The sequence below is a fragment of the Pyxidicoccus sp. M6 genome (assembly GCF_055568925.1).
The window spans coordinates 12,124,555-12,142,517 of record NZ_CM145714.1 but is presented as its reverse complement, the minus strand read 5'-3'; the positions used below and the strand labels follow the sequence as shown (position 1 = coordinate 12,142,517).

The 17,963-nt window shown below is 69.5% G+C and carries 17 protein-coding genes; 10 read left to right on the top strand and 7 right to left on the bottom strand.

Features of this window, described 5'->3' with window-relative positions; translation table 11 throughout:
* Positions 1 to 10 precede the first annotated feature (10 nt).
* The 4 genes from ACVTJA_RS47830 to sitI6 all read left to right on the top strand — a co-directional run bounded on the left by ACVTJA_RS47830 (position 11) and on the right by sitI6 (position 3,463).
* On the top strand, positions 11 to 1,129 hold the full coding sequence (locus ACVTJA_RS47830; protein ID WP_465830973.1) for a metallophosphoesterase family protein: 1,119 nt from the start codon (positions 11 to 13) through the stop codon (positions 1,127 to 1,129).
* Between the two features lie 26 nt (positions 1,130 to 1,155).
* Entirely contained in the window at positions 1,156 to 1,980 is an 825-nt protein-coding gene (locus ACVTJA_RS47825) for a c-type cytochrome (RefSeq protein WP_465830971.1), read from the top strand.
* 68 nt (positions 1,981 to 2,048) lie between these two features.
* Positions 2,049 to 2,738 carry a SitA6 family polymorphic toxin lipoprotein gene (gene sitA6, locus ACVTJA_RS47820; RefSeq protein ID WP_465830969.1) on the top strand — a complete coding sequence of 230 codons (690 nt, stop codon included), beginning with the start codon at positions 2,049 to 2,051 and terminating at the stop codon, positions 2,736 to 2,738.
* A 5-nt stretch (positions 2,739 to 2,743) separates the two neighbouring features.
* Positions 2,744 to 3,463 carry a SitI6 family double-CXXCG motif immunity protein gene (gene sitI6 / locus ACVTJA_RS47815; protein ID WP_465830967.1) on the top strand — a complete coding sequence of 240 codons (720 nt, stop codon included), beginning with the start codon at positions 2,744 to 2,746 and terminating at the stop codon, positions 3,461 to 3,463.
* Positions 3,464 to 3,522: 59 nt separating this feature from the next.
* On the opposite strand, the gene ACVTJA_RS47810 is transcribed toward sitI6, so the two are convergent.
* Positions 3,523 to 5,985 carry an Ig-like domain-containing protein gene (locus ACVTJA_RS47810; RefSeq protein ID WP_465830966.1) on the bottom strand — a complete coding sequence of 821 codons (2,463 nt, stop codon included), beginning with the start codon at positions 5,983 to 5,985 and terminating at the stop codon, positions 3,523 to 3,525.
* A gap of 293 nt (positions 5,986 to 6,278) precedes the next feature.
* On the opposite strand from ACVTJA_RS47810, the gene ACVTJA_RS47805 reads away from it, so the two are divergent.
* Genes ACVTJA_RS47805 through ACVTJA_RS47790 form a run of 4 tightly spaced genes read left to right on the top strand, consistent with a single transcriptional unit; the run spans position 6,279 to position 10,536 of the window.
* Positions 6,279 to 7,520 (top strand): efflux RND transporter periplasmic adaptor subunit, encoded by a 1,242-nt coding sequence (locus ACVTJA_RS47805; protein WP_465830964.1) that lies wholly within the window; start codon positions 6,279 to 6,281, stop codon positions 7,518 to 7,520.
* A complete protein-coding gene (locus ACVTJA_RS47800; protein ID WP_465830962.1) occupies positions 7,517 to 8,212 on the top strand; it encodes an ABC transporter ATP-binding protein in 696 nt (231 codons plus the stop codon). The genes ACVTJA_RS47805 and ACVTJA_RS47800 overlap by 4 nt, the downstream gene beginning before the upstream one ends.
* A gap of 5 nt (positions 8,213 to 8,217) precedes the next feature.
* Entirely contained in the window at positions 8,218 to 9,375 is a 1,158-nt protein-coding gene (locus tag ACVTJA_RS47795) for an ABC transporter permease (RefSeq protein WP_465840702.1), read from the top strand.
* 3 nt (positions 9,376 to 9,378) lie between these two features.
* A complete protein-coding gene (locus tag ACVTJA_RS47790) occupies positions 9,379 to 10,536 on the top strand; it encodes an ABC transporter permease (protein WP_465830960.1) in 1,158 nt (385 codons plus the stop codon).
* A gap of 11 nt (positions 10,537 to 10,547) precedes the next feature.
* On the opposite strand, the gene ACVTJA_RS47785 is transcribed toward ACVTJA_RS47790, so the two are convergent.
* The 4 genes from ACVTJA_RS47785 to ACVTJA_RS47770 all read right to left on the bottom strand — a co-directional run bounded on the left by ACVTJA_RS47785 (position 10,548) and on the right by ACVTJA_RS47770 (position 14,354).
* Positions 10,548 to 11,885 carry an FAD-dependent oxidoreductase gene (locus ACVTJA_RS47785; RefSeq protein ID WP_465830958.1) on the bottom strand — a complete coding sequence of 446 codons (1,338 nt, stop codon included), beginning with the start codon at positions 11,883 to 11,885 and terminating at the stop codon, positions 10,548 to 10,550.
* Positions 11,886 to 12,044: 159 nt separating this feature from the next.
* On the bottom strand, positions 12,045 to 13,043 hold the full coding sequence (locus tag ACVTJA_RS47780; RefSeq protein WP_465830956.1) for an acyltransferase family protein: 999 nt from the start codon (positions 13,041 to 13,043) through the stop codon (positions 12,045 to 12,047).
* A gap of 7 nt (positions 13,044 to 13,050) precedes the next feature.
* Complete coding sequence (locus ACVTJA_RS47775) at positions 13,051 to 13,905, bottom strand: NAD(P)H-binding protein (RefSeq protein WP_465830954.1); 855 nt, start codon at positions 13,903 to 13,905, stop codon at positions 13,051 to 13,053.
* On the bottom strand, positions 13,905 to 14,354 hold the full coding sequence (locus ACVTJA_RS47770) for a nuclear transport factor 2 family protein (protein ID WP_465830953.1): 450 nt from the start codon (positions 14,352 to 14,354) through the stop codon (positions 13,905 to 13,907). The genes ACVTJA_RS47775 and ACVTJA_RS47770 overlap by 1 nt, the downstream gene beginning before the upstream one ends.
* Positions 14,355 to 14,499: 145 nt before the next feature.
* On the opposite strand from ACVTJA_RS47770, the gene ACVTJA_RS47765 reads away from it, so the two are divergent.
* Positions 14,500 to 15,429 carry a helix-turn-helix domain-containing protein gene (locus ACVTJA_RS47765; protein WP_465830951.1) on the top strand — a complete coding sequence of 310 codons (930 nt, stop codon included), beginning with the start codon at positions 14,500 to 14,502 and terminating at the stop codon, positions 15,427 to 15,429.
* Entirely contained in the window at positions 15,426 to 16,346 is a 921-nt protein-coding gene (locus ACVTJA_RS47760) for a serine/threonine-protein kinase (RefSeq protein ID WP_465830950.1), read from the top strand. Before ACVTJA_RS47765 ends, ACVTJA_RS47760 begins: the two co-directional genes overlap by 4 nt.
* Here ACVTJA_RS47760 and ACVTJA_RS47755 read toward each other — a convergent pair.
* Positions 16,273 to 17,061 carry a hypothetical protein gene (locus tag ACVTJA_RS47755; RefSeq protein ID WP_465830948.1) on the bottom strand — a complete coding sequence of 263 codons (789 nt, stop codon included), beginning with the start codon at positions 17,059 to 17,061 and terminating at the stop codon, positions 16,273 to 16,275. The two genes, ACVTJA_RS47760 and ACVTJA_RS47755, sit on opposite strands and share 74 nt — an antisense overlap.
* 37 nt (positions 17,062 to 17,098) lie before the next feature.
* Positions 17,099 to 17,827, bottom strand: a complete 729-nt coding sequence (locus tag ACVTJA_RS47750) for a 2OG-Fe dioxygenase family protein (RefSeq protein ID WP_465830946.1) — start codon at positions 17,825 to 17,827, stop codon at positions 17,099 to 17,101.
* Between the last annotated feature and the right edge of the window lie 136 nt (positions 17,828 to 17,963).

Below are 17,963 nucleotides of genomic sequence, written 5' to 3'. Positions count from 1 at the left end.
GTGGTCGCCCATGGCCAACAAGTTCCGCAGCATCGAGACGAAGCACCACGAGGAGCGCGACACCTTCTTCGAGGACCTGAAGAAGCTGGACCGCCGGGCCTTCATGCGCGTGGCGGGCATCTCCGCCGGCATCGTCGCCGGCATGGGGCTGAGGACGCCGCACAGCTTCCAGTTGGTCAACGTCGCGGAGGCGCAGGAGACGAAGCCGCGCTTCACCTTCGCGTACATCTCCGACACGCACCTGTATGACCAGAAGCTGAATGACCGCTTCGTCCGCGCCATCCTCAAGGCGGTGGACGACGTGAATGCGTTGGACCCGCGGCCGGACTTCGTCCTCTTCGGAGGAGATTTGGCGCAGCTCGGGCAGGCCAACGAGCTGAAGCTGGGCGCGCAGATTCTGAAGACCCTCAAGGCGCCCGTGAAGATGATGGTGGGCGAGCACGACTGGTTCCTCGACATGGGCGAGCTGTGGCGCGAGCTGTTCGGCCCGCCGAACTACTCGTTCGACCACAAGGGCGTGCACTTCGTGGTGCTCAACTCCATCCTGGAGAAGGACTTCTGGACGGAGAAGAAGCTCACGCCCATGGAGCGCATGAAGATTGTCGCGGGCCTGGACAACGGCCTCCAGTCGCGCTTCGAGGTGGGCGGCGAGCAGCGCCAGTGGCTCCAGCAGGATTTGGCGAAGGTGGACAAGAAGACGCCGGTCATCGTCTTCAGCCACTCGCCGCTCTACAAGTACTACAGGCCCTGGAACTTCTGGACGGACGACGCGGACGAGGTGCAGGCGATTCTGAAGCCCTTCGAGAAGGTCACCGTCATCCACGGGCACACGCACCAGTTGCTCAGCAACCAGATTGGGAACATCAGCTTCCACGGCATGCTGTCCACGGCGTGGCCGTGGCCGTACGCGCCGGAGGGCCTGCCGAAGCTGACGGTGCAGATGAACCGGCCGGACCCGTTCAGCCAGTTCGACGGGTGCGGCAACGGGCGGATGGATGTGCTGGAGGCGGGGTTGGTGGACAAGCTGTACAACCTCTGGGAGCGCAACCCCATCACCGTCCGCGCGAGCTACCTGACGTCGGGCGGGAAGCAGGATGTGCCGCCCCGGACCAAGCTGCCGAGCTACTGAGCGCGAGGGACACGATGACCATCCGGATGAAGCTGCTTGTGGGAACGGGCGCGCTGCTGTCCTTCGCGGGAGGCGTGGCGCTGGCCAGCGGCCCCGTGTCGAAGGCCGAGGCCCCCGCCGCTGCTGAGGTGAAGAAGAAGCACGAGGTGCCGGCCTCGAAGGACGGTGACCTCGTCGTGGGGTTGTGTGACGGCGTGACGTCGCTCGAGGTGGACGGCGTGAAGGAAGGGCAGAAGCTGACGCGTGAGCAGGCGATGCGCGTGTCGGGGGCCCTGATGGAGGAGTGGCTGAAGAAGAACCCGGACGCGAACTGGGACCCGGCGCCGGCCGTGGCGCAGACGCCTCCGCCGCCGAAGACGGAGGGACCGCGCAGTCCTCCGGCGGTGCCCTCCACGCCGCAGAAGCCGTCCGCGGGAGGCTCCGTGACTGGCGAGGGCGTGAAGCCGGAGAGCGGCGGCAAGGACGTGAAGAAGCAGCAGGGCGCCAACGTGCAGGACGGGCACACGTACGGGGCGTTCTCCAAGCGGGACGAGGCCATCTGGGCGGCGTCCACGCAGGCCTTCGTGGAGGAGGGCAACCGCGTGTTCCACGACGCGGACCTCCTGGGTGGCACGGTGGGCGTCTCGTGTGACATGTGCCACCCGGACGCATCCAACACGCACCCGGAGACGTATCCGAAGTACCAGGTGCAGTTGGGCCGCGTGGCGCTGCTGCGCGACATGATCAACTGGTGCATCGAGAACCCGGTGCGCGGCAAGCCGCTCGCGGACGATGACCCGAAGATGCGCGCCATGGAGGCGTACATCTACGCGAAGCGGAAGGGCACGGCGCTGGAGTACGGGAAGAAGTAACGGAGTTGCAGATGTGGTTGATATGACCTCCGGCCGGCCCCGGGCTTCGGGGCTGGCTGGGGGGATTCATGGTGTGGCAGCGCGGTTGGTGGTTGTGGCTGTGCGCGGTGCTGTGGTCGTGCGCGTCGACTCCGGAGTCCCCCGTGGAGCGGGACGCTGCGGAGTACCCGGAGGCGTACACCCGGCTGGAAGAGGGCGCGTGCGTCACGTTCGTCTGTGCGCAGGACGCGTGCGGCCTGTTCCGCTGTGAGGACGCGCCGCCCGAGCCCGGACGCGTGGTCCGGACGCGCGGCGTCTTCGTGCTTCCACCGAGCGCGGTTCAGTCACCGCAGCGGAACTGGGGATACCCGTGGGTCCAGCCCGGGCAGTCCGAGCCGGTGTTCGTCATCCGGTGGTATGGGCGGGAGCTGCTGCCGAGTCAGAAGCGGCTGCTGGAGATGGCGCAGGCGCTGGCGACGAAGCCCCGGGAGAAGCACCACATCTTTCCTCGAGAGGAAGGACTCCGGCAGCGCTTCGAGCAACAGGGCATCAACATTCACAAGGAAACCATGCTGCTCGACATCGATACGCACCATCGCATCCACAAGGGGCCCAACGGCGGGCCATGGAACGAAGCGTGGCGGACCTTCCTCAGCAAGCACCAGCTTGCGAACCGGGAAGACATGTACCGGTACGCACGGGAGCTGATCATCCGCTTCAATCTGATAGGTCCAATTCTGCCCTACCATCTACTGGTTGGGCCTCCCATCGAGTACTGATGACCATGTCGCGCTTCTTCACTCTTCCTCTCGCGGACTACAGAACCCAGAAGGGTAGCTACAACGCCGCGTACAAGTGGGGGCTGCCAGGAATCACCTGCCCCCTCTGCAAGGCAACATGGGCTCGAACGGGGCTCAACTACCCTGCTGTAGACCTCTCCGGACTTCCTGTCGCAAAAAAACTATCGAAGGCCTACCTGGAAGAGGACTTCGAGGAGTTCGAGCGTCTGCGCGACATGGTTCGTCCATTGCTCCCTCCGGATTATCCGCTTGGGCCCGGAGCCTTGTTCGGCCCATTGGTGGGAAAGGCGAGGGGGCCGTTCTCCGCATTCATCAATCAGTACGGAGACACCCTGCTCGTTAGGCCCGATGCTCTGGAGCTATTGCGGCGAGAAGGGCTTTGCGGCCTGCAAGGCTGCCGCACGGAGATGCTCTTTCGCCCGAAGGGCGTCCCTGAACTTCTCAACCTGCACATCGAGCCGCGCGGCCTCCTGCACGCGGACTGCATTCCGAAGAGCACACCGCCCCCGTGCCCCAAGTGCGGCCGTCACGGCTTCAGCCTCCCGAAGGAGCCCATCCTCGACGCCGCCTCCCTCCCGGCGGACCTCGACCTCTTCCGCCTGCGCAACTTCGCGACCGTGCTCATCGTCACCGAGCGCTTCAAGGACGTCGTGGAGCGCTTCGAGCTGGACGGGCTGAACTTCCGCGAGCTACCGGTGCGCTGAAGAATCCGCGCCCCGTTCGTGCCGCTGCCTCCGCGCGAACGGGGACCCGGGCCCGCGCGTCAGGGCTGTGTCTGCGGCGTGAAGCTCCAGTCGAAATTGAACCCCGACTCGGAGAAGGTCTTCACGAAGCGCCCATCGGGCAGGACGGTGGGCGGATTCACGTACACATCGTTGTTCACATCATTGGTGGTGAGCAGTCCTCCCGTGACTTCGAAGTGGGGGCTCTGGCAGTCCTTGCCGGTCACCACCTCGGAGACGCCCGAGTTGTCCACCAGCGCGGCGACGTACGCGCGCGACGGCTGCTGCAGCCACGAAGTCGCCGCGGCGTCGGGGCTGTGCAGCTCGGGGAACGGATTCGTCTTCATGAAGCCCGAGAGCGGCGCGAGCACGAAGTTGGCGGGGCCAAAGCTGTACGAGCAGGGACTGTCGCCGTAGGCCACCTCGAAGGAGAACGAGCCGCTCGGGAACATGAGCACGTTCGCGCCCACCCGGAGCGTGTCGGGGAAGAGCGGGCTCTTGAAGTCGAGCTGCGTCCCCGAGGCATCCACCTCGAAGCTCACCTGGGCCACCCCCTTGCGGCCCACCCCCGTCCACCACGGCTGCTTCTCCACGGCGGTCGCCGTGCCCTGCACCTTCCAGCAGCCGACGTTGTTGCGCTTCAGGTACGGCGTCTTCGCCGCCGTCACGCTGCCACCCGGCTCGGTCTCCGAGTTGCTCAGGACGAGGACCAGGTGCTGCGCGCGCTGGTTCTTCATGTCGCGGCACAGCCCGACGAACTCGTAGTCGGACCAGTCCTCCTCCTGCCACGCGCCCGCGGCGTCCATCCACATCGCCTGCACCTTGACGTGCTTGCCCGCCTTCTTCGGCTCGAAGAAGCCGTTGTAGAAGAGCACCGAGCGCGTGTCCGAGGCCTGGAAGTCGAAGTGGTAGACCCGGTGCGAGAGGTTCTTCAGCTCCGACTCCAGCTCATCCTTCTTCTCCGCCGCGCCCCCGAGGTCTCCGCTCTGGGCCTGGTGGTCCACCACCAGGTTCAGCGAGTCCCACGTCGTGAACGACGCCGGCTTCGAGTCCACCGGCGCGTCGTTCCACAGCATCTTCCCGAAGAGCGGCCAGTGCTTCTGGAAGCCGCCGGGCACCACGTTGTCGACGGCCTCCACGCCGGTATCCACGGACTGCGTCGCCGCGAGGATGCTCTTCACCGTCGACGGGCCCAGCGTGTTGGCCACGTACTGGATCCAAAGGTACGCGCCATAGTCGCGCTCCGCGCCGGCCTTGCTCCCGCCGCAGTGGCCCGTGGAGCGGTCCTGGAGCGGAAGCTCGGGCGTGCTCAGGTAGCAGGGCGCGAAGTCCTGCTCGAGCTGGAGCGTCTTCCCGTACACGGCGTCGATGGCCCAGTTGGCGACGGCGTCGCGAATCCACCCGTAGGTCGCCTGCATGGCCTTCGTCCGGTACGCCCAGTGGATGGCGTGCATCATCTCGTGCGCGGCGGAGGCCTTGAGCTCGGGGTCGGACAACGACGCGTTCACCATGATGAACACGGAGGACTGATACGGCGCGGCGAACTCGGGGACGGTGAGGCCGCGGAAGTCGACGTTGCGCACGAGGAACACGTCGAGCTTCGGGCTGTTGAGCGGGCATCCCGTCCCGGAGTCCGAAAGCGGCTCGGGAAAGCCGAGCGTGCCGATGAGCTTCGGCCAGATGTCGTTCTCGATGGCCGCCGAAACGACGGCGGCCTTCTCCCTCTGGCCGGGGACGGTGAACTGGTACCAGACGTTGACCTTCGCCTGCGTGGAGTTGACGAAGTCCCACCCGTCCGTGCTGGCCTTGCAGGTGGGGCGGCTGGTGCTGGCGAGCCCCTGTCCACCGCCAGGAGGCGCGAGCCAGCTCGCACCATCCGCGGGCGGCACGAGGTACGGGTCCAACGCGGCCTTCGTCGCGGCGGACAGCGTGTCGTACTGGTCGATGACGTCCTGGAGCGCATCGGTCTCGAAGGCGCCACTCGAGCGGCCCTTGTACTGGACGGGCAGGCGCGGGTCCGAGAACGCGGCGTAGACGCGGTAGGTGAGCACCTCGTCCGGGGTGAGCAGACCCGCCTCGGCGGCCTCGGCGATGGACTCATCGGAGCTGGCCACGTTCTCCGGCGCCTCGACGACGAGCATCGCCACCGGCGTGCTCGTGACGCCTCCGGCGGACGCCGTCACCAGCGACACTCCGTTGGCGGCGGCCTGGACGCGCCCGTCCTTGATGCTCGCCACGCTGGAGTCGGTGCCGGACCAGGTGAGCGTGACGTCCTTCAACAGCTTGCCGCTCTTGTCGTAGGCGAACGCGGCCAGGGTGAATTCCTCCCCCGTCCACAAGAAGGCCTGGTCCGGAGTGACGACGATTCGGTCGACCTTCGAGTTGTCGCTGCCGGAGCCGGCATCCGGGTTGTTCGAATCATCGCCGTCGCTGGAGTCGGAGCAGGCGGCGAGTGCAACCAGCAGGGCCAGCAGGCAGCGTGAAGCTGTCGGACGTGAACGCATGTGTTCCCCCTCGGTGAAGTGTCGACTCTACGCGGGTTCCCGAGACTCGCAACCGGGGTGCCCCCGCGAGGCGCCGGGAGCGTACCCATCGTCAGCGGTACCGGTGCATCCCGGTCGCCGCTGCTCGCGTGTGAGCCGCGTCGCGGGTGCAACCCCGTCGCGGCGAGCCACCATGGAAGCGCCCCGTCCTCCTCCAGAGGCCAGGGAAGGCGTCCCCCGCCAACAGGGCATCGTGCTTTACGCCTTCCTACATTCATTCCCGAGCGCCCGGAGCAACCGCGCGGGAGGAATCCGTGGCCGAGGCACAGGCACAGACACCACTGAGCGCACTTCGCATCGACCGCTCCGCCGCACCGCTCAAGCGACACCGCCGGCTGCGCCGCTGGCTCATCCCCTCGGTATTGCTGCTCGCCGTGCTCGTGCTGGTGGGCGTCTCCGTCTCCCGCCGCGCGCCCACCGTGCGCGTGGCGGAGGTGCGCGAGCCACTTCCGGGAGAGCAGCAGACCGAGCTGTCCGCCGCCGGCTATGTCGACTCGCGGCGCCGCTCCGTCATCGCACCGCAGGTGCCGGGCCGGCTCATCGACGTCACCGTGGAGGAGGGCGAGTCCGTGAAGGAGGGGCAGGTGATTGCCCGCCTGGATGACCGGGACGCGCGCGTCATCCTGAGCCGCGCCGAGGCGGAAGTCCTCGCCGCGAAGGCCCGTCTCGCCGCCGCGCGCGCCCAGGCGCAGAACGCGCTGCGCACCACCGAGCGGACCCAGAGGCTGGCGAAGCAGGGCGTCATCCCCAGCGCCGAGCTCCTGGACGTGGAGACCGCGGGCAGCGCCGCCCAGGAGGAGCTCAACGCCGCCAACGCCCAGCTCGGCGTCGCCATCCGCGCCCGCGAGAGTGCACGCCTACAACTCACCCACACCGTGGTGCGCGCGCCCTTCGACGGCACGGTGGCACGCAAGCTCGCGGACGAGGGAGCGGTGCTCGCGCCGGCCGCGCTCGCCGGCACCAACCTGGGCGGCATCATCGAGCTGGTGGACCTGGACGCGCTGGAAGTCGAGGCCGAGGTCAGCGAGGAGCAGCTCTCCCGTATCCGGGAGGGGCAGCCCGCGCTCATCTTCCTGGACGCCTTCCCCGACAGCGCCTTCCCCGCGAGCGTGTCCACGGTGCGCCCCGCCATCGACCGCTCCAAGGCCACCGCCACGGTGATGGTCCGCTTCCAATCCGTGCCCCGGGGCGCGCTGCCGGACATGGGCGCCAAGGTGTCCTTCCTCCGCGAGCCGCTGCCACCCGACGCGCTGGACCCGAAGGCCCATCCCCCGCGCGTCCCCTCCAGCGCGGTGGTGCAGGACGGCGGCCGTCCCGTGGTGTGGATGGTCCAGGACGGCCGTGTGGTGAAGCAGCCGGTGCGCGTGGGCCAGCGCGTGGGGGAGGAGGTCTCGCTGGAGGAGGGGCCGCCCGCGGGCACGCAGGTGGTGGTGGCTCCGGACACGAAGCGCCTGCGCGAGGGCCGGCGTGTGAAGGTGGAGGCGGGGAGCGGATGAGCCTGGATGCCGTGACAGCCCTGCCCCCCATGGTCCGCCTGGAGGGCGTGTCCAAGACGTACCGGCGCGGCACCGTGGAGGTGCCCGTGCTGGAGGCGGTGGACCTGACCATCGACACCGGCGCCTTCGAGGCCTTCATGGGCCCGTCCGGCTCCGGCAAGTCCACGCTGCTCAACCTCATCTCCGGCCTGGACAGGCCCACCACGGGCATCGTCGAGGTGGCGGGCCGCAACCTCGCGGAGCTGGACGACCGCGAGCTGAGCGACTGGCGCGCCGCCCACGTGGGCTTCGTCTTCCAGCTCTACAACCTCATCCCCGTGCTCACCGCGGCGGAGAACGTGGAGCTCCCGCTGCTCCTCACGCCGCTGTCGCGCAACGAGCGGCGCCGGCACGTCAGCGCCGCGTTGGATTTGGTGGGCCTGTCCCACCGCGTGAGTCACCGCCCGCCACAGATGTCCGGCGGCGAGCAGCAGCGCGTGGCCATCGCCCGCGCCATCGTCACCGACCCGGACCTCATCATCGCGGACGAGCCCACCGGGGATTTGGACCGCAAGGCGGCCGAGGCCGTGCTGGACCTCTTCGGCGTGCTCCACCGGGACTTGCACAAGACGCTGGTCATGGTGACGCACGACCCGCATGCCGCGGAGCGCGCGGGCCGCGTGCACCAACTGGAGAAGGGGGTGCTGCATTGAACTACGTGCGGCTCGCGTGCAGGGATTTGCTGCGCAACCCGCTGCGCCTGACGCTCACCATCCTCGCGGGCGCGGTGGGCGTGACGGCCTTCATCTTCCTGCGCACCGTCATCGACATCTTCTACTTCGGCGCGCAGGCGGCGCAGGTGGACCGGCTCATCGTCCGCAACAAGGTGTCGATTACGCAGCCGCTGCCCCTGTCGTACTACGCGCGCATCGCCGCGCTGCCCGGCGTCACCGCCGTCACGCACCAGGAGTGGTTCGGCGGCACGCTGGGCGAGACGCAGAAGGACTTCTTCGCCAACTTCGCCATCGACCCCAACTCCTTCCTCGAGGTCTTCCCCGAGTACGCCACCACGCCCGCGGAGCTCGCCGCCTTCCGCGGCGACCCGTGCGGCGCGCTCATCGGCGAGAAGCTGGCCCGGCGCTTCGGCTGGAAGCCCGGAGACCGGGTGACGCTCAAGGGGCAGATATACCCCGGTGACTGGACCTTCAACGTGCGAGGCATCTACACCGGCACGCGTCCCGGCGCGGACACCACCGCGCTGGTGTTCGCCTACCGCTGCATCAACGAGAGCGAGAAGCTCCCCAAGGCGATGAAGGACATGGCCGGCATCTACGCGGTGCGCGTGGATGACCCGGCGCGCTCGGCGCAGGTGGCGGCGGCCATCGACGGCATGTTCGACAACAGCCCGTACCCGACGAAGACGGAGAGCGAGAAGGCCTTCCAGCTCGGCTTCGTGGCCATGTCGTCCGCCATCCTCACGGCGGTGAAGGTGGTGTCCACCGTCATCCTGCTCATCATCCTGCTCGTCATCGGCAACACGCTGGCCATGGGCGTGCGCGAGCGCACGCGCGACATCGCCACCCTGCGCGCCATGGGCTTCCGCCCGAGCACGGTGGTGGCGCTGGTGCTGGCCGAGTCCTCCGTCATCGGCTTCGCGGCCGCGGCGCTGGGCGTGCTGGCCGCGCCGTCGCTGGTGAATGGCTTCGCGAAGCTCATTGCCTCGCAGTTCGGGCAGATACCGGACAACGTGATGCGGGGGCGCACGCTCGTCTTCTCCGCGCTCGCGGCGGTGGCGGTGTCGCTGCTGGCGGGAGTGGGGCCCGCCCTGCGCGCGGTGCGGCTGCCCGTGGCGGAAGGCCTGAGGAAGGTGGCCTGAGCCATGGTGCCGCTCTTCTACAACGCGCGCAGCCTCTGGGCGCGGCGGCTGTCCACCGGCCTCACGGTGGTGGGCCTCGGGCTGGTGGTGTTCGTCTTCTCCTCGGTGCTGATGCTGGCCAACGGCATCGAGTCCGCGCTCGCCTCGGGAGGCGACGCGTCCAACGCGGTGATTCTGCGCAAGGGCGCCACCAGCGAGCTGGTGAGCGGCGTGGAGCGGGACGCGGTGCGCATCCTCTCCACGGACCCGGCGGTGGCGTCCGGGCCGGACGGCGCGCCGCTGGTGTCCGGCGAGCTGGTGGTGCTGGTGGCGCTGCCGCGCGGGGAGATGCAGGCGGTGAACACCACCGCGCGGGGCATCGGCGTGGAGAGCTTCACGGCACGGCCGGAGGTGCGGCTCGTCTCCGGACGCAAGCCCCGGCCGGGCACCAATGAGGTGGTGCTGGGACGCGCGCTCGTCGGCTCGTCCCAGGACGCCACGTCGGGAGGGGAGCTGCGCTTCGCCCAGCAGCGCTGGCCGGTGGTGGGCGTCTTCGAGGCGCGCGGCGGCGCCTTCGAGTCCGAGCTATGGGGAGACGCCACGCGCCTGGGGACGGCCTTCGGGCGCGACGGGTTCAGCTCCGCGCTGGTGCGGCTGCGCTCGCCCGCGCAGGTGGACGCCTTCGTGAGGCGCGTGGAAGCGGACCCGCGCTTCACGCTGGAGGCGAAGCCGGAGCGCGAGTACTGGGCGGCGCAGGCCAGCGGGCTCGCCACCTTCATCCGCGTGCTGGGCCTCTTCGTGTCCTTCGTCTTCAGCCTGGGCGCCGTATTGGGGGCGATGATTACGATGTACGCCCAGGTGGCGACGCGCATCGCCGAGCTGGGCATGCTGCGCGCGGTGGGCTTCAGGCGGCGCAGCGTGCTGGCCAGCGTGGTGGTGGAGTCCTCCATGCTGGGCGCCGCGGGCGGAGTGCTCGGCGCATTGGGAGCGCTGGCCACGCGGTGGATTCACATCCGCACGCTGAACTTCCAGACGTTCGCCGAGGTGAGCTTCGGCTTCACGCCCACGCCCGGCATCGTCGTGGGCGCGCTGCTGTTCGGCACGCTGATGGGGCTCCTCGGCGGCCTGCTGCCCGCGCTGCGCGCCGCGCGCCTGTCCATCCTCGACGCGCTGCGAGCCTGAGCACGTCGACCCTAGGCCGCCTGGGAGACGGACACGGGCATCGCCTCCGGACGGCGGGGCAGCTCCGTGGACACGGGCCGCCGCGTCAGGGCCTTCCAGACCAGGCCCGGAGAGAAGATGGCCTCGGGCGGCCGGAGCATGTGCATCACCTCCGAGAAGGTGCGCACCGCCGCGTCATCCACCGCCGTCAGCCGCTGGAACCGCTCGCCATACCAGTGCAGGACGCTGCTCGCGAAGGACCGCAGGTCCGCGAGCGCGGGCAGGCGGAAGTCCTCGGTGGTGGACAGCGCCCACGGCACCTTCAGCAGACTTCCGGCGCGCGCGAAGTAGCGGCGCGACAAGCCATGGAGGCCGTCGCGCAGACACTCTCCCAGCGCCTCCACCTGCAAGGCGCTGGAGGTGATGCCCTGGCCGTAGATGGGGTTGAAGGAGCAGAACGCGTCGCCCACCACCACCAGCCCCTCGGGGACACGGGGCAGCCGCTCGAAGTGGCGCCACTGACTATGGGAGAAGCGATAGCTGTGGAGCGGCCCCGCCGGCTCGGCGTTCTTCAGCACCTCATGAATGTGGGGCTGCGCCAGCGAGCGCGCATACGCGAGGAAGCCCTCCTCGTCCGTGGGCGGGTAGTCCTTGAGCCAGCCGCTCAGTGTCACCGTCCACCGGTTGTTCTCGACGGGGAGGAGGTTGCCGAAGCGGTGGGTGGGCAGCTCCGCGGAGATGATGAGGGACTTCCACCCCGGGTCGAAGCCCTGGGGAATCCGATACAGGCGCGTGGTGTAGCCGACATCAATCTGGATGCGCGACTCCTCCACGCGCGGGTAGCCGAGGGCCTCCAGCCACTGCGGCGTCCGGCTCCCTCGGCCGCTGGCGTCCACCACCAGGTCCGCCTCCAGCCGTGTCTCCTCGGTGCTCCCGTGCGCGCGGACCTTCAGGCCGGTGATGCGCGTACCGGCGGCGACGTGCAGGAAGCCCGTGATGTCATGCCGGTCCAGGATGCGCACGTTGGGCAGCGCTGCGAGCATCGCGCGCACGCGCCACTCGAAGAGCGGGCGCGTCATCGAGTACAGGGTGACGTCGCTGGGCACGCGCTTGCGCCACACGCCGGCCACGTGCCAGGCGCCGTCCAATGTCATATCCAACGCCTGGGCGCCATGGCCCTGCAGGTCATCCAGGAGCCCGGGGAAGATGGCCGCGGCGATGTCCATTCCGCGCTTGAGCACCACGTGCGTCTGCGTGCCCTGCGGGACGCCCTTGCGCACGGTGGGAGTGTTCTCCAGGCCATCGCGCTCCACCACCGTGACGCGCTCGAAGCGCCGCGCGAGCAGCCCCGCGGTCAGCAGGCCGGCCATGCTGCTCCCGCACACGATGGCGTGACGGGGGGATACATCCTTGGAGGAGGAAGGACTCATGCGACACCTCACGCTTGGGGGAAGCGGGACGCTCTGCGCACCGGAGACCCGGCATCACTATAAACGCGCAACGGGCGGGTCCTTGGGGACCGCAATCCCTCACACCCGTCCGAAGAGCCTTTTCGGCTCCCACAGTGGACGCGTGAGTCCCACGACGAGCGGGTGCGCGAGCAGCAGCGCGAGCACCGCGCCTCCGATAAATGAAATCAGAACCCCAGGAATCCCAGACAGCAACGCGAAGCCACCGGCCTTGTCGACACCGCGCACCACGAAGCCGTGCAGCAGGAATGGCGCCAGGCTGCGTCCCCCCAGGCCCGTGAGGAGGCCGGTGTTACGGGGACACAGCATGAAGACAGCCCAGGTGACGGCGAGCGAGCAGCCGAGGAGCGCGAGCCGTGTCGTCATGCCAGTGATTGGTGTCGCCCCGAGCGCGGAATAGCTGGCACTGCCATACAGCCATTGTGGGTTCGGCGAGGCGACGTGCCCGGTGGCCATCAGCCAGACGAAGATTCCCAGCGCGATGAAAAGGGCCCCGGCGGCCCCGCGGTGCCGGGGGCTGTTCTGTAACAACCATTCGCGCCGGACGAGGTGTCCCGCGACGAAGCAGGGGAGGAACACCAGCGTTCGCGAGAGGCCGAAGAGGTAGCCCACCCACGGCAGCAGGCCCGCGCCGAGGGCGACAATGACAGACACCACGAAGGGGGCGGGCAGGCGGCGGATGAGGGGCAGCACGAGCCGCCAGCACGCGAGGCTCCACAGGAACCAGAGCAGCCAGTACGGCTGCACCAGCCAGACGCGGCTCAGGCCCCGGCCCAGCACCCACGCGTCGAACGCCACGTACAGCGCCTGGAAGATGACGAGCGGCGCGAGCAGCGACCACGCGATGTTGGCCAGCGCCTTCCGGCTCCACTCCGCGCGCGACAGGTGCCCGGAGAGGAACGCGAAGGCGGGGATGTGGAACAGGTAGATGGCCGTGTAGAGAGCGCGCGCAAGCGACTCGCGGGCGAGGAGCGGCTCCAGGGAGTGCCCCATGACCACGAGCGCGATGAGCACGCCGCGCACGTTCTCGATGAGGGACACTCTTTCGGTGGTCGTCACGCCTCCGTCATGCCCCACCTGCCCGGCGTTCGCCAGGGTGGGCTTCGGCCGCGACGCCCGCGATGACCTCTCGGAGCGCGCGGGGCCGTCGGCCGGTGATTCGGAGCACGGCGTCCGTGGTGCGGTCCTCGGTGCCGCCGGCAATCGCGCCCTCCATGCCAGCCAGCAGCGCCGCGTACGCGTCGGGAATGCCGGCGGCGGCCATGGCGGCGCGGGACTCCTCGACGGAGACCGCATGGTGCTCGATGCGTCGGCCCAGCGCCCCGGACAGGAGGGCCGCGACGTCGTCGTACGAGAGCGCCTCGGGGCCCGTGAGCACCGGGGCCGCGTTGAGGGGCGTCAGCAGTGCCTCGACGGCGACGGCGGCGATGTCCGCGACGTCGATGAAGCCTACGCGCCCCTGTCCCGTGGCAGTGACCATCCGGCCGTTCCTCGCGAGCCCCTGCGCGAGGTGGTGCCGCGAGTCGAAGAAGTTCTGCATGAACCACGAGGGGCGCAGCACCGTCCACCCGGGCGCCCGGGCCCGCAGTGCGGCGTGCACGGCGCCGAGCCCCGTAGGTCCCTCCTCGATGGCCGACGAGCTCAGCAGGACGAAGCTCCGCACGCCCCGCGCGATGGCCCGGTCGATGAACGGCACCATCACGTGGGACGGGTCCCCGCTCACGGCGGGCGCCAGGAGGTACACGGCGTCGACGTCGCGCAGGGCCGCGTCGTGCGTCTCGGGGCGCTCCCAGTCGAACACCGCGTGGTCTCCGCTACCCGGGCTCCGGCTCGCGGTGCGCACCTGGACGCCGCGCTCGCGCAGGCCCCGGGCCACGAGTGCTCCCGTCTGCCCCGTTCCTCCGAGGACGAGCACCCGCATCACTTCACCCCCATGCTCTGGGCCACGTGGGCCGTGCCGCCGAAGGACTCGAAGGCGGCGAGCGGGTTCCAGTACTCGCGGTAGCGCACGATGCGCCCGTCGCGGACGTGGACGAAGAAGACGTAGTCCTGCGCGTACGGCTTCGACGTCGTCGCAATCGTCGCCGTGCCGTGGGCCTCTCCGATGGCGAGGTCCGCGTCGCCGGTGCTGTACCGGCGCACGTTGCTGAAGGTGAGGTCCTTGAACACCTCCGGCGCGCGGGAGAAGTATTCCCGGATTGCTTCCTTGCCCACGAGCCGGGGCGGCAGGCTGGTGCCGGTGGCGTAGGGGAACTCCACCGTGGCGTCGTCGGCGAAGAGCGTGAGCCAGCGCTCGATGTCGGTTCCAATCAGCGCGAGGTGCGCGTCGAGGGCTTCCTGGGCATTCCGGGGCTTGGAGTCATGCGACATGGCTGTTTCCTCTCGGGTTTCGCGGCGCCGTGGAGGCGCCTTGCGTGTGAGGGGAGAGTAGGAAGGTCGGCTGTGCAGGGCGTCCGCAGTGCCGTTCCGCGCGTCCGGCCAAGCCAGGAGCCGGGGCCGGTGTTACCTTCCGTCCATGATGTCCGCGTTCGATGAGCTGTCCCGCTCCCTGGCCGTGCGTGGCAGTGCCATCACCCACCTGGAGCTCTCGGGGCGATGGGGCAAGCACCGGGCGCAGGAGCCCGGCAGGGCTCGCCTGTACGCGACGCTTGGCGGCGAGGGGGTGCTGGAATTGCCCCGGCAGCGCGTCCAACTGCGCGCGGGCGAGCTGGCCTTCCTGCCTCGCAACGAGTCGCACGTCGTCCGGGACGCCCCGACGACGCACGTCGCGCGCGGCGGCAGCGCCTGCGAGGGCATGCGTCAGGTGTCCGCGAATGCATGGGCGAACACGAAGGAGCCCGGCGCGCGCCTCGTCATCGTCGACTTCGAGCTCGACACGCGGGATGCGCCGTGGCTCGACCTGCTGTCGCCGCTGGTCGTGGTGTCCGGGGAAGAGAACGGCCTCGGCCGGTGGCTGCGGGAGACGATGTCGCTGCTCGCCGGGGCGCATGAGCTGTCCGCTTCGCTGCGGCAGGAAATCGCGACGACGTGGGCCCATGCCCTCTTCGCGCACTCGCTGCGCGACGCGAGCGCGTCCCTACCCGGCGCGGATGCCGTGCGCGATGAGGCAGTCGTTGCCGCGCTGGTGCAGGCCCGCGCGCGTCCCGAGGAGGACTGGGAGCTGGGGGCGCTCGCGGCGCGCGTGGGCGTGTCCCGCTCGGTGCTGGCGGAGCGGACGACGGCGCTCCTGGGCGAGCCGCTGGGCCACTACCTCCGCCGCCTGCGCATCGACCGGGCCGCGACGCTGCTGGTGACGACGGATACACCGGTGAAGACCATCGCCGCGCGCGTGGGCTACGACAGCGAGTCGGCCTTCGCCCGCGCCTTCGCCCGCGAGCGGGGCACCAGCCCCACGGCGTGGCGGCGGACCCACCGCAACGGTGTCGCCGCGGAGCCGGTCCGGTGACGGAGGAGCGGCCAAGGCCCTTCGGCCGGTACGCGCTGCACAGCCTGCTCTCGTCGAGCACCTACGCGGAGGTGTGGCTGGCGCGCGGACCCGTCCCGGGGAGCGTGGCCCTCAAGCGCTACCTGCCCTACGTGAGCGAGGACGCGGACCTCGTGGAGCTGTTGATGGCCGAGGCGCGGCGCACCCTGCGCCTCCTCCATCCCAACATCGCCCGCGTGCACGAGTGCGGGGAGCACGAGGGCTACCCATACATCGTCATGGAGTACGTCCCCGGCGAGCGGCTCGACGCGGTGGCGCAGCGGGCCCGGAGCCGGGGACGGCCGCTGTCTCCCGCGCTGGCGCTCCACATCGCGGCCCGCATCTGCGCGGGGCTGGCTCATGCGCACGGCGGTACGGATGAGCATGGCCGCCCGTCGGAGCTGTCACACCAGAGCATCTCGCTGGAGAACATCCTCATCGGCCAGGACGGCGCGGTGAAGCTGGTGGGCTTCGGGCGCCGGCAGCGCCTCCTGCAGGCGATGGACATGACCACGGCCGGCGTGCTGAAGGACCCCATCGCCACCCTGGCGCCGGAGCAGCTCGCGCACAAGGCCGTGTCGGATGCCCGCGCGGACCTCTTCTCCACCGGGAGGGTGCTCTACGAGCTGCTCACCGGCGTGAATCCCTTCCAACGAGAGACGGAGCTGGAGTCGCTGCAGGCGGTGATTCAGTGCAAGCCTCCGCCGCCGTCCTCGCTCACGCCCGTGTCGCCGGCCGTGGACCTCGTGGTGTCGAAGGCGCTGGCCCTGGCGCCGGACGCGCGCTACCGCGATGCACGCCAGTTCCAGCTCAGCCTGGAGGAGCTCATCGCCAGCCAGGGGTGGACGGAGGAGGCCCGCCCGGAGTCCCTCGCCCGCTACGTCTCGCCACCTCGCTAGGGTGCCCTACTCCGTCTGCGCCAGCCCCAGGGCGACCACGGCCCGCGGTGGCGAGTGTGTGCTTCGTGTTCCCCGCTTGTTCCGTGGAAGGCGCAAGCAGCAGCACGGGCAGCGCCGCCGCGAGCAGCGTGAGACAGATGAGCGCCGTGTGCGTCCAGGTCCAGTGGTCCGTGACGCTCAGCCACAGGTAGAAGACGCCGACATACGCCGCATTCCATCCGGCGCCCGCGAGCACCTGGATGAGGCGCGGGCGGGGCGCGAGCGGGCGGAGGAGCGCGATTCCCAGCGTCGAGAAGGCCGCCAGCTCCAGCACCATCTGCCCCTCACTGCCGTTGGGGTGTCCGTAGTAGGTGTCACAGCGGCCGCCATCGCGCATCAACCAGCCCAGGGTGCAGAGCACGGCGAGGTGCGGCAGCCACGCCCGCAGCGGGGCTTCCCGCCTGCGCAGGCAGAGGGCGAAGGCGAGGTTCGCCGCGAAGAGGAGGTTGAGCTTCTCGAAGAAGAAGACGTTGCTCTCGCCCCAGTCGCAGCCCCCTTCCATGAAGAGGACCATTCCCTCGTCACACAGCGGCCCCGGGGGCAGGGAGAACAGCATCCCCGTCGCGATGGTCAGGACACTGATGAAGAGGACGAAGACGTGCAGGCGCAGGAGGAGCGGCAGCGCCCGATGCGCCTCGCGGAGGGCGCTCCATTGAGAGAGAAGCCGGCTTCGCATGGACGGGAGAGTCTATGCGAACGGCCGCCCCAGTCGCTCAAGGCCCCTGGAAGCTCTTCGCGCGGAAGGTGAGCACGAGCGTGTCGCGATGCCCCTTGGCATCCAGCGGCTGAATCGGCGTGCTCTCGTGAATCACGCGCTCGTCATCGAGCAGCAGCGCGGACCAGGGTTCGGTGAGCGTGAAGCGGATGCCGTTGGGGCCGGCGGCCTCGAACACGCGCGTCTCGCCGCCCTTGATGCCCTCGCGTCCGGTGAGCAGCACGGCGACGAAGTCCACGCCGTCGCGGTGCGCGCCCTCGGGCGTCGGCCGGCCGATGCCGTCCGTCGTGTCGATGCGGAACTGGTGCGCCTCCACGTACCAGGGCTGCTTTCCCTTCAGCGCCGAGCAGCACGCGCCCAATTCACGCAGCAGGTTGGACCACGCGGGCTGGGCGATGACGGCCGGAGAGACCGGCTCGAACCAGCGCTCCAGCCCACCGTGCAGCGCGTTGTACTCGACGGGCTGCCAGTGCGCGCGGTGCGGCACCTGGGAGATGGAGGCTCCGTCGACGACGAAGCACGAGTGTCTGCGCGAGCGGTAGCGCCCGCCGTCCCTCAGGTAGCCGTCGAGCGGCAGGTCGTTCCACGTCGGCAGCAGCGCGTCGAGCTCGGAGCCGGGCGTGTGCACCAACTCGGACAGGCCCGCGCGACTCAGGACGGCGTAGCCGCGCTCGCGGAGGACGGAGAGGACATTCGAGGGAGACGTGACGGGCGGCGAGAAGCTCATGGGCGTACTGGCGGCGGACCATGGACCCAGGGGCCGCACGTTGCAAGCACAGTCATTCTTCGCGCGACGGTGATGGGCGTCGCGCCGCGCCGCACCGCGCGCGGCTGGTGGGGTGGGGCCGTGCGGACGAGACTCC

Excerpts from the sequence above, each read along its gene's own strand:
- ACVTJA_RS47830 (WP_465830973.1), top strand. The coding sequence starts at position 11 with ATGGCCAACAAGTTCCGCAGCATCGAGACGAAGCACCACGAGGAGCGC.
- ACVTJA_RS47825 (WP_465830971.1), top strand. The coding sequence starts at position 1,156 with ATGAAGCTGCTTGTGGGAACGGGCGCGCTGCTGTCCTTCGCGGGAGGC.
- sitA6 (WP_465830969.1), top strand. The coding sequence starts at position 2,049 with ATGGTGTGGCAGCGCGGTTGGTGGTTGTGGCTGTGCGCGGTGCTGTGG.
- sitI6 (WP_465830967.1), top strand. The coding sequence starts at position 2,744 with ATGTCGCGCTTCTTCACTCTTCCTCTCGCGGACTACAGAACCCAGAAG.
- ACVTJA_RS47810 (WP_465830966.1), bottom strand. The coding sequence starts at position 5,985 with ATGCGTTCACGTCCGACAGCTTCACGCTGCCTGCTGGCCCTGCTGGTT.
- ACVTJA_RS47800 (WP_465830962.1), top strand. The coding sequence starts at position 7,517 with ATGAGCCTGGATGCCGTGACAGCCCTGCCCCCCATGGTCCGCCTGGAG.
- ACVTJA_RS47790 (WP_465830960.1), top strand. The coding sequence starts at position 9,379 with ATGGTGCCGCTCTTCTACAACGCGCGCAGCCTCTGGGCGCGGCGGCTG.
- ACVTJA_RS47785 (WP_465830958.1), bottom strand. The coding sequence starts at position 11,885 with ATGGCCGGCCTGCTGACCGCGGGGCTGCTCGCGCGGCGCTTCGAGCGC.
- ACVTJA_RS47775 (WP_465830954.1), bottom strand. The coding sequence starts at position 13,905 with ATGCGGGTGCTCGTCCTCGGAGGAACGGGGCAGACGGGAGCACTCGTG.
- ACVTJA_RS47770 (WP_465830953.1), bottom strand. The coding sequence starts at position 14,354 with ATGTCGCATGACTCCAAGCCCCGGAATGCCCAGGAAGCCCTCGACGCG.
- ACVTJA_RS47765 (WP_465830951.1), top strand. The coding sequence starts at position 14,500 with ATGATGTCCGCGTTCGATGAGCTGTCCCGCTCCCTGGCCGTGCGTGGC.
- ACVTJA_RS47755 (WP_465830948.1), bottom strand. The coding sequence starts at position 17,061 with ATGCGAAGCCGGCTTCTCTCTCAATGGAGCGCCCTCCGCGAGGCGCAT.
- ACVTJA_RS47750 (WP_465830946.1), bottom strand. The coding sequence starts at position 17,827 with ATGAGCTTCTCGCCGCCCGTCACGTCTCCCTCGAATGTCCTCTCCGTC.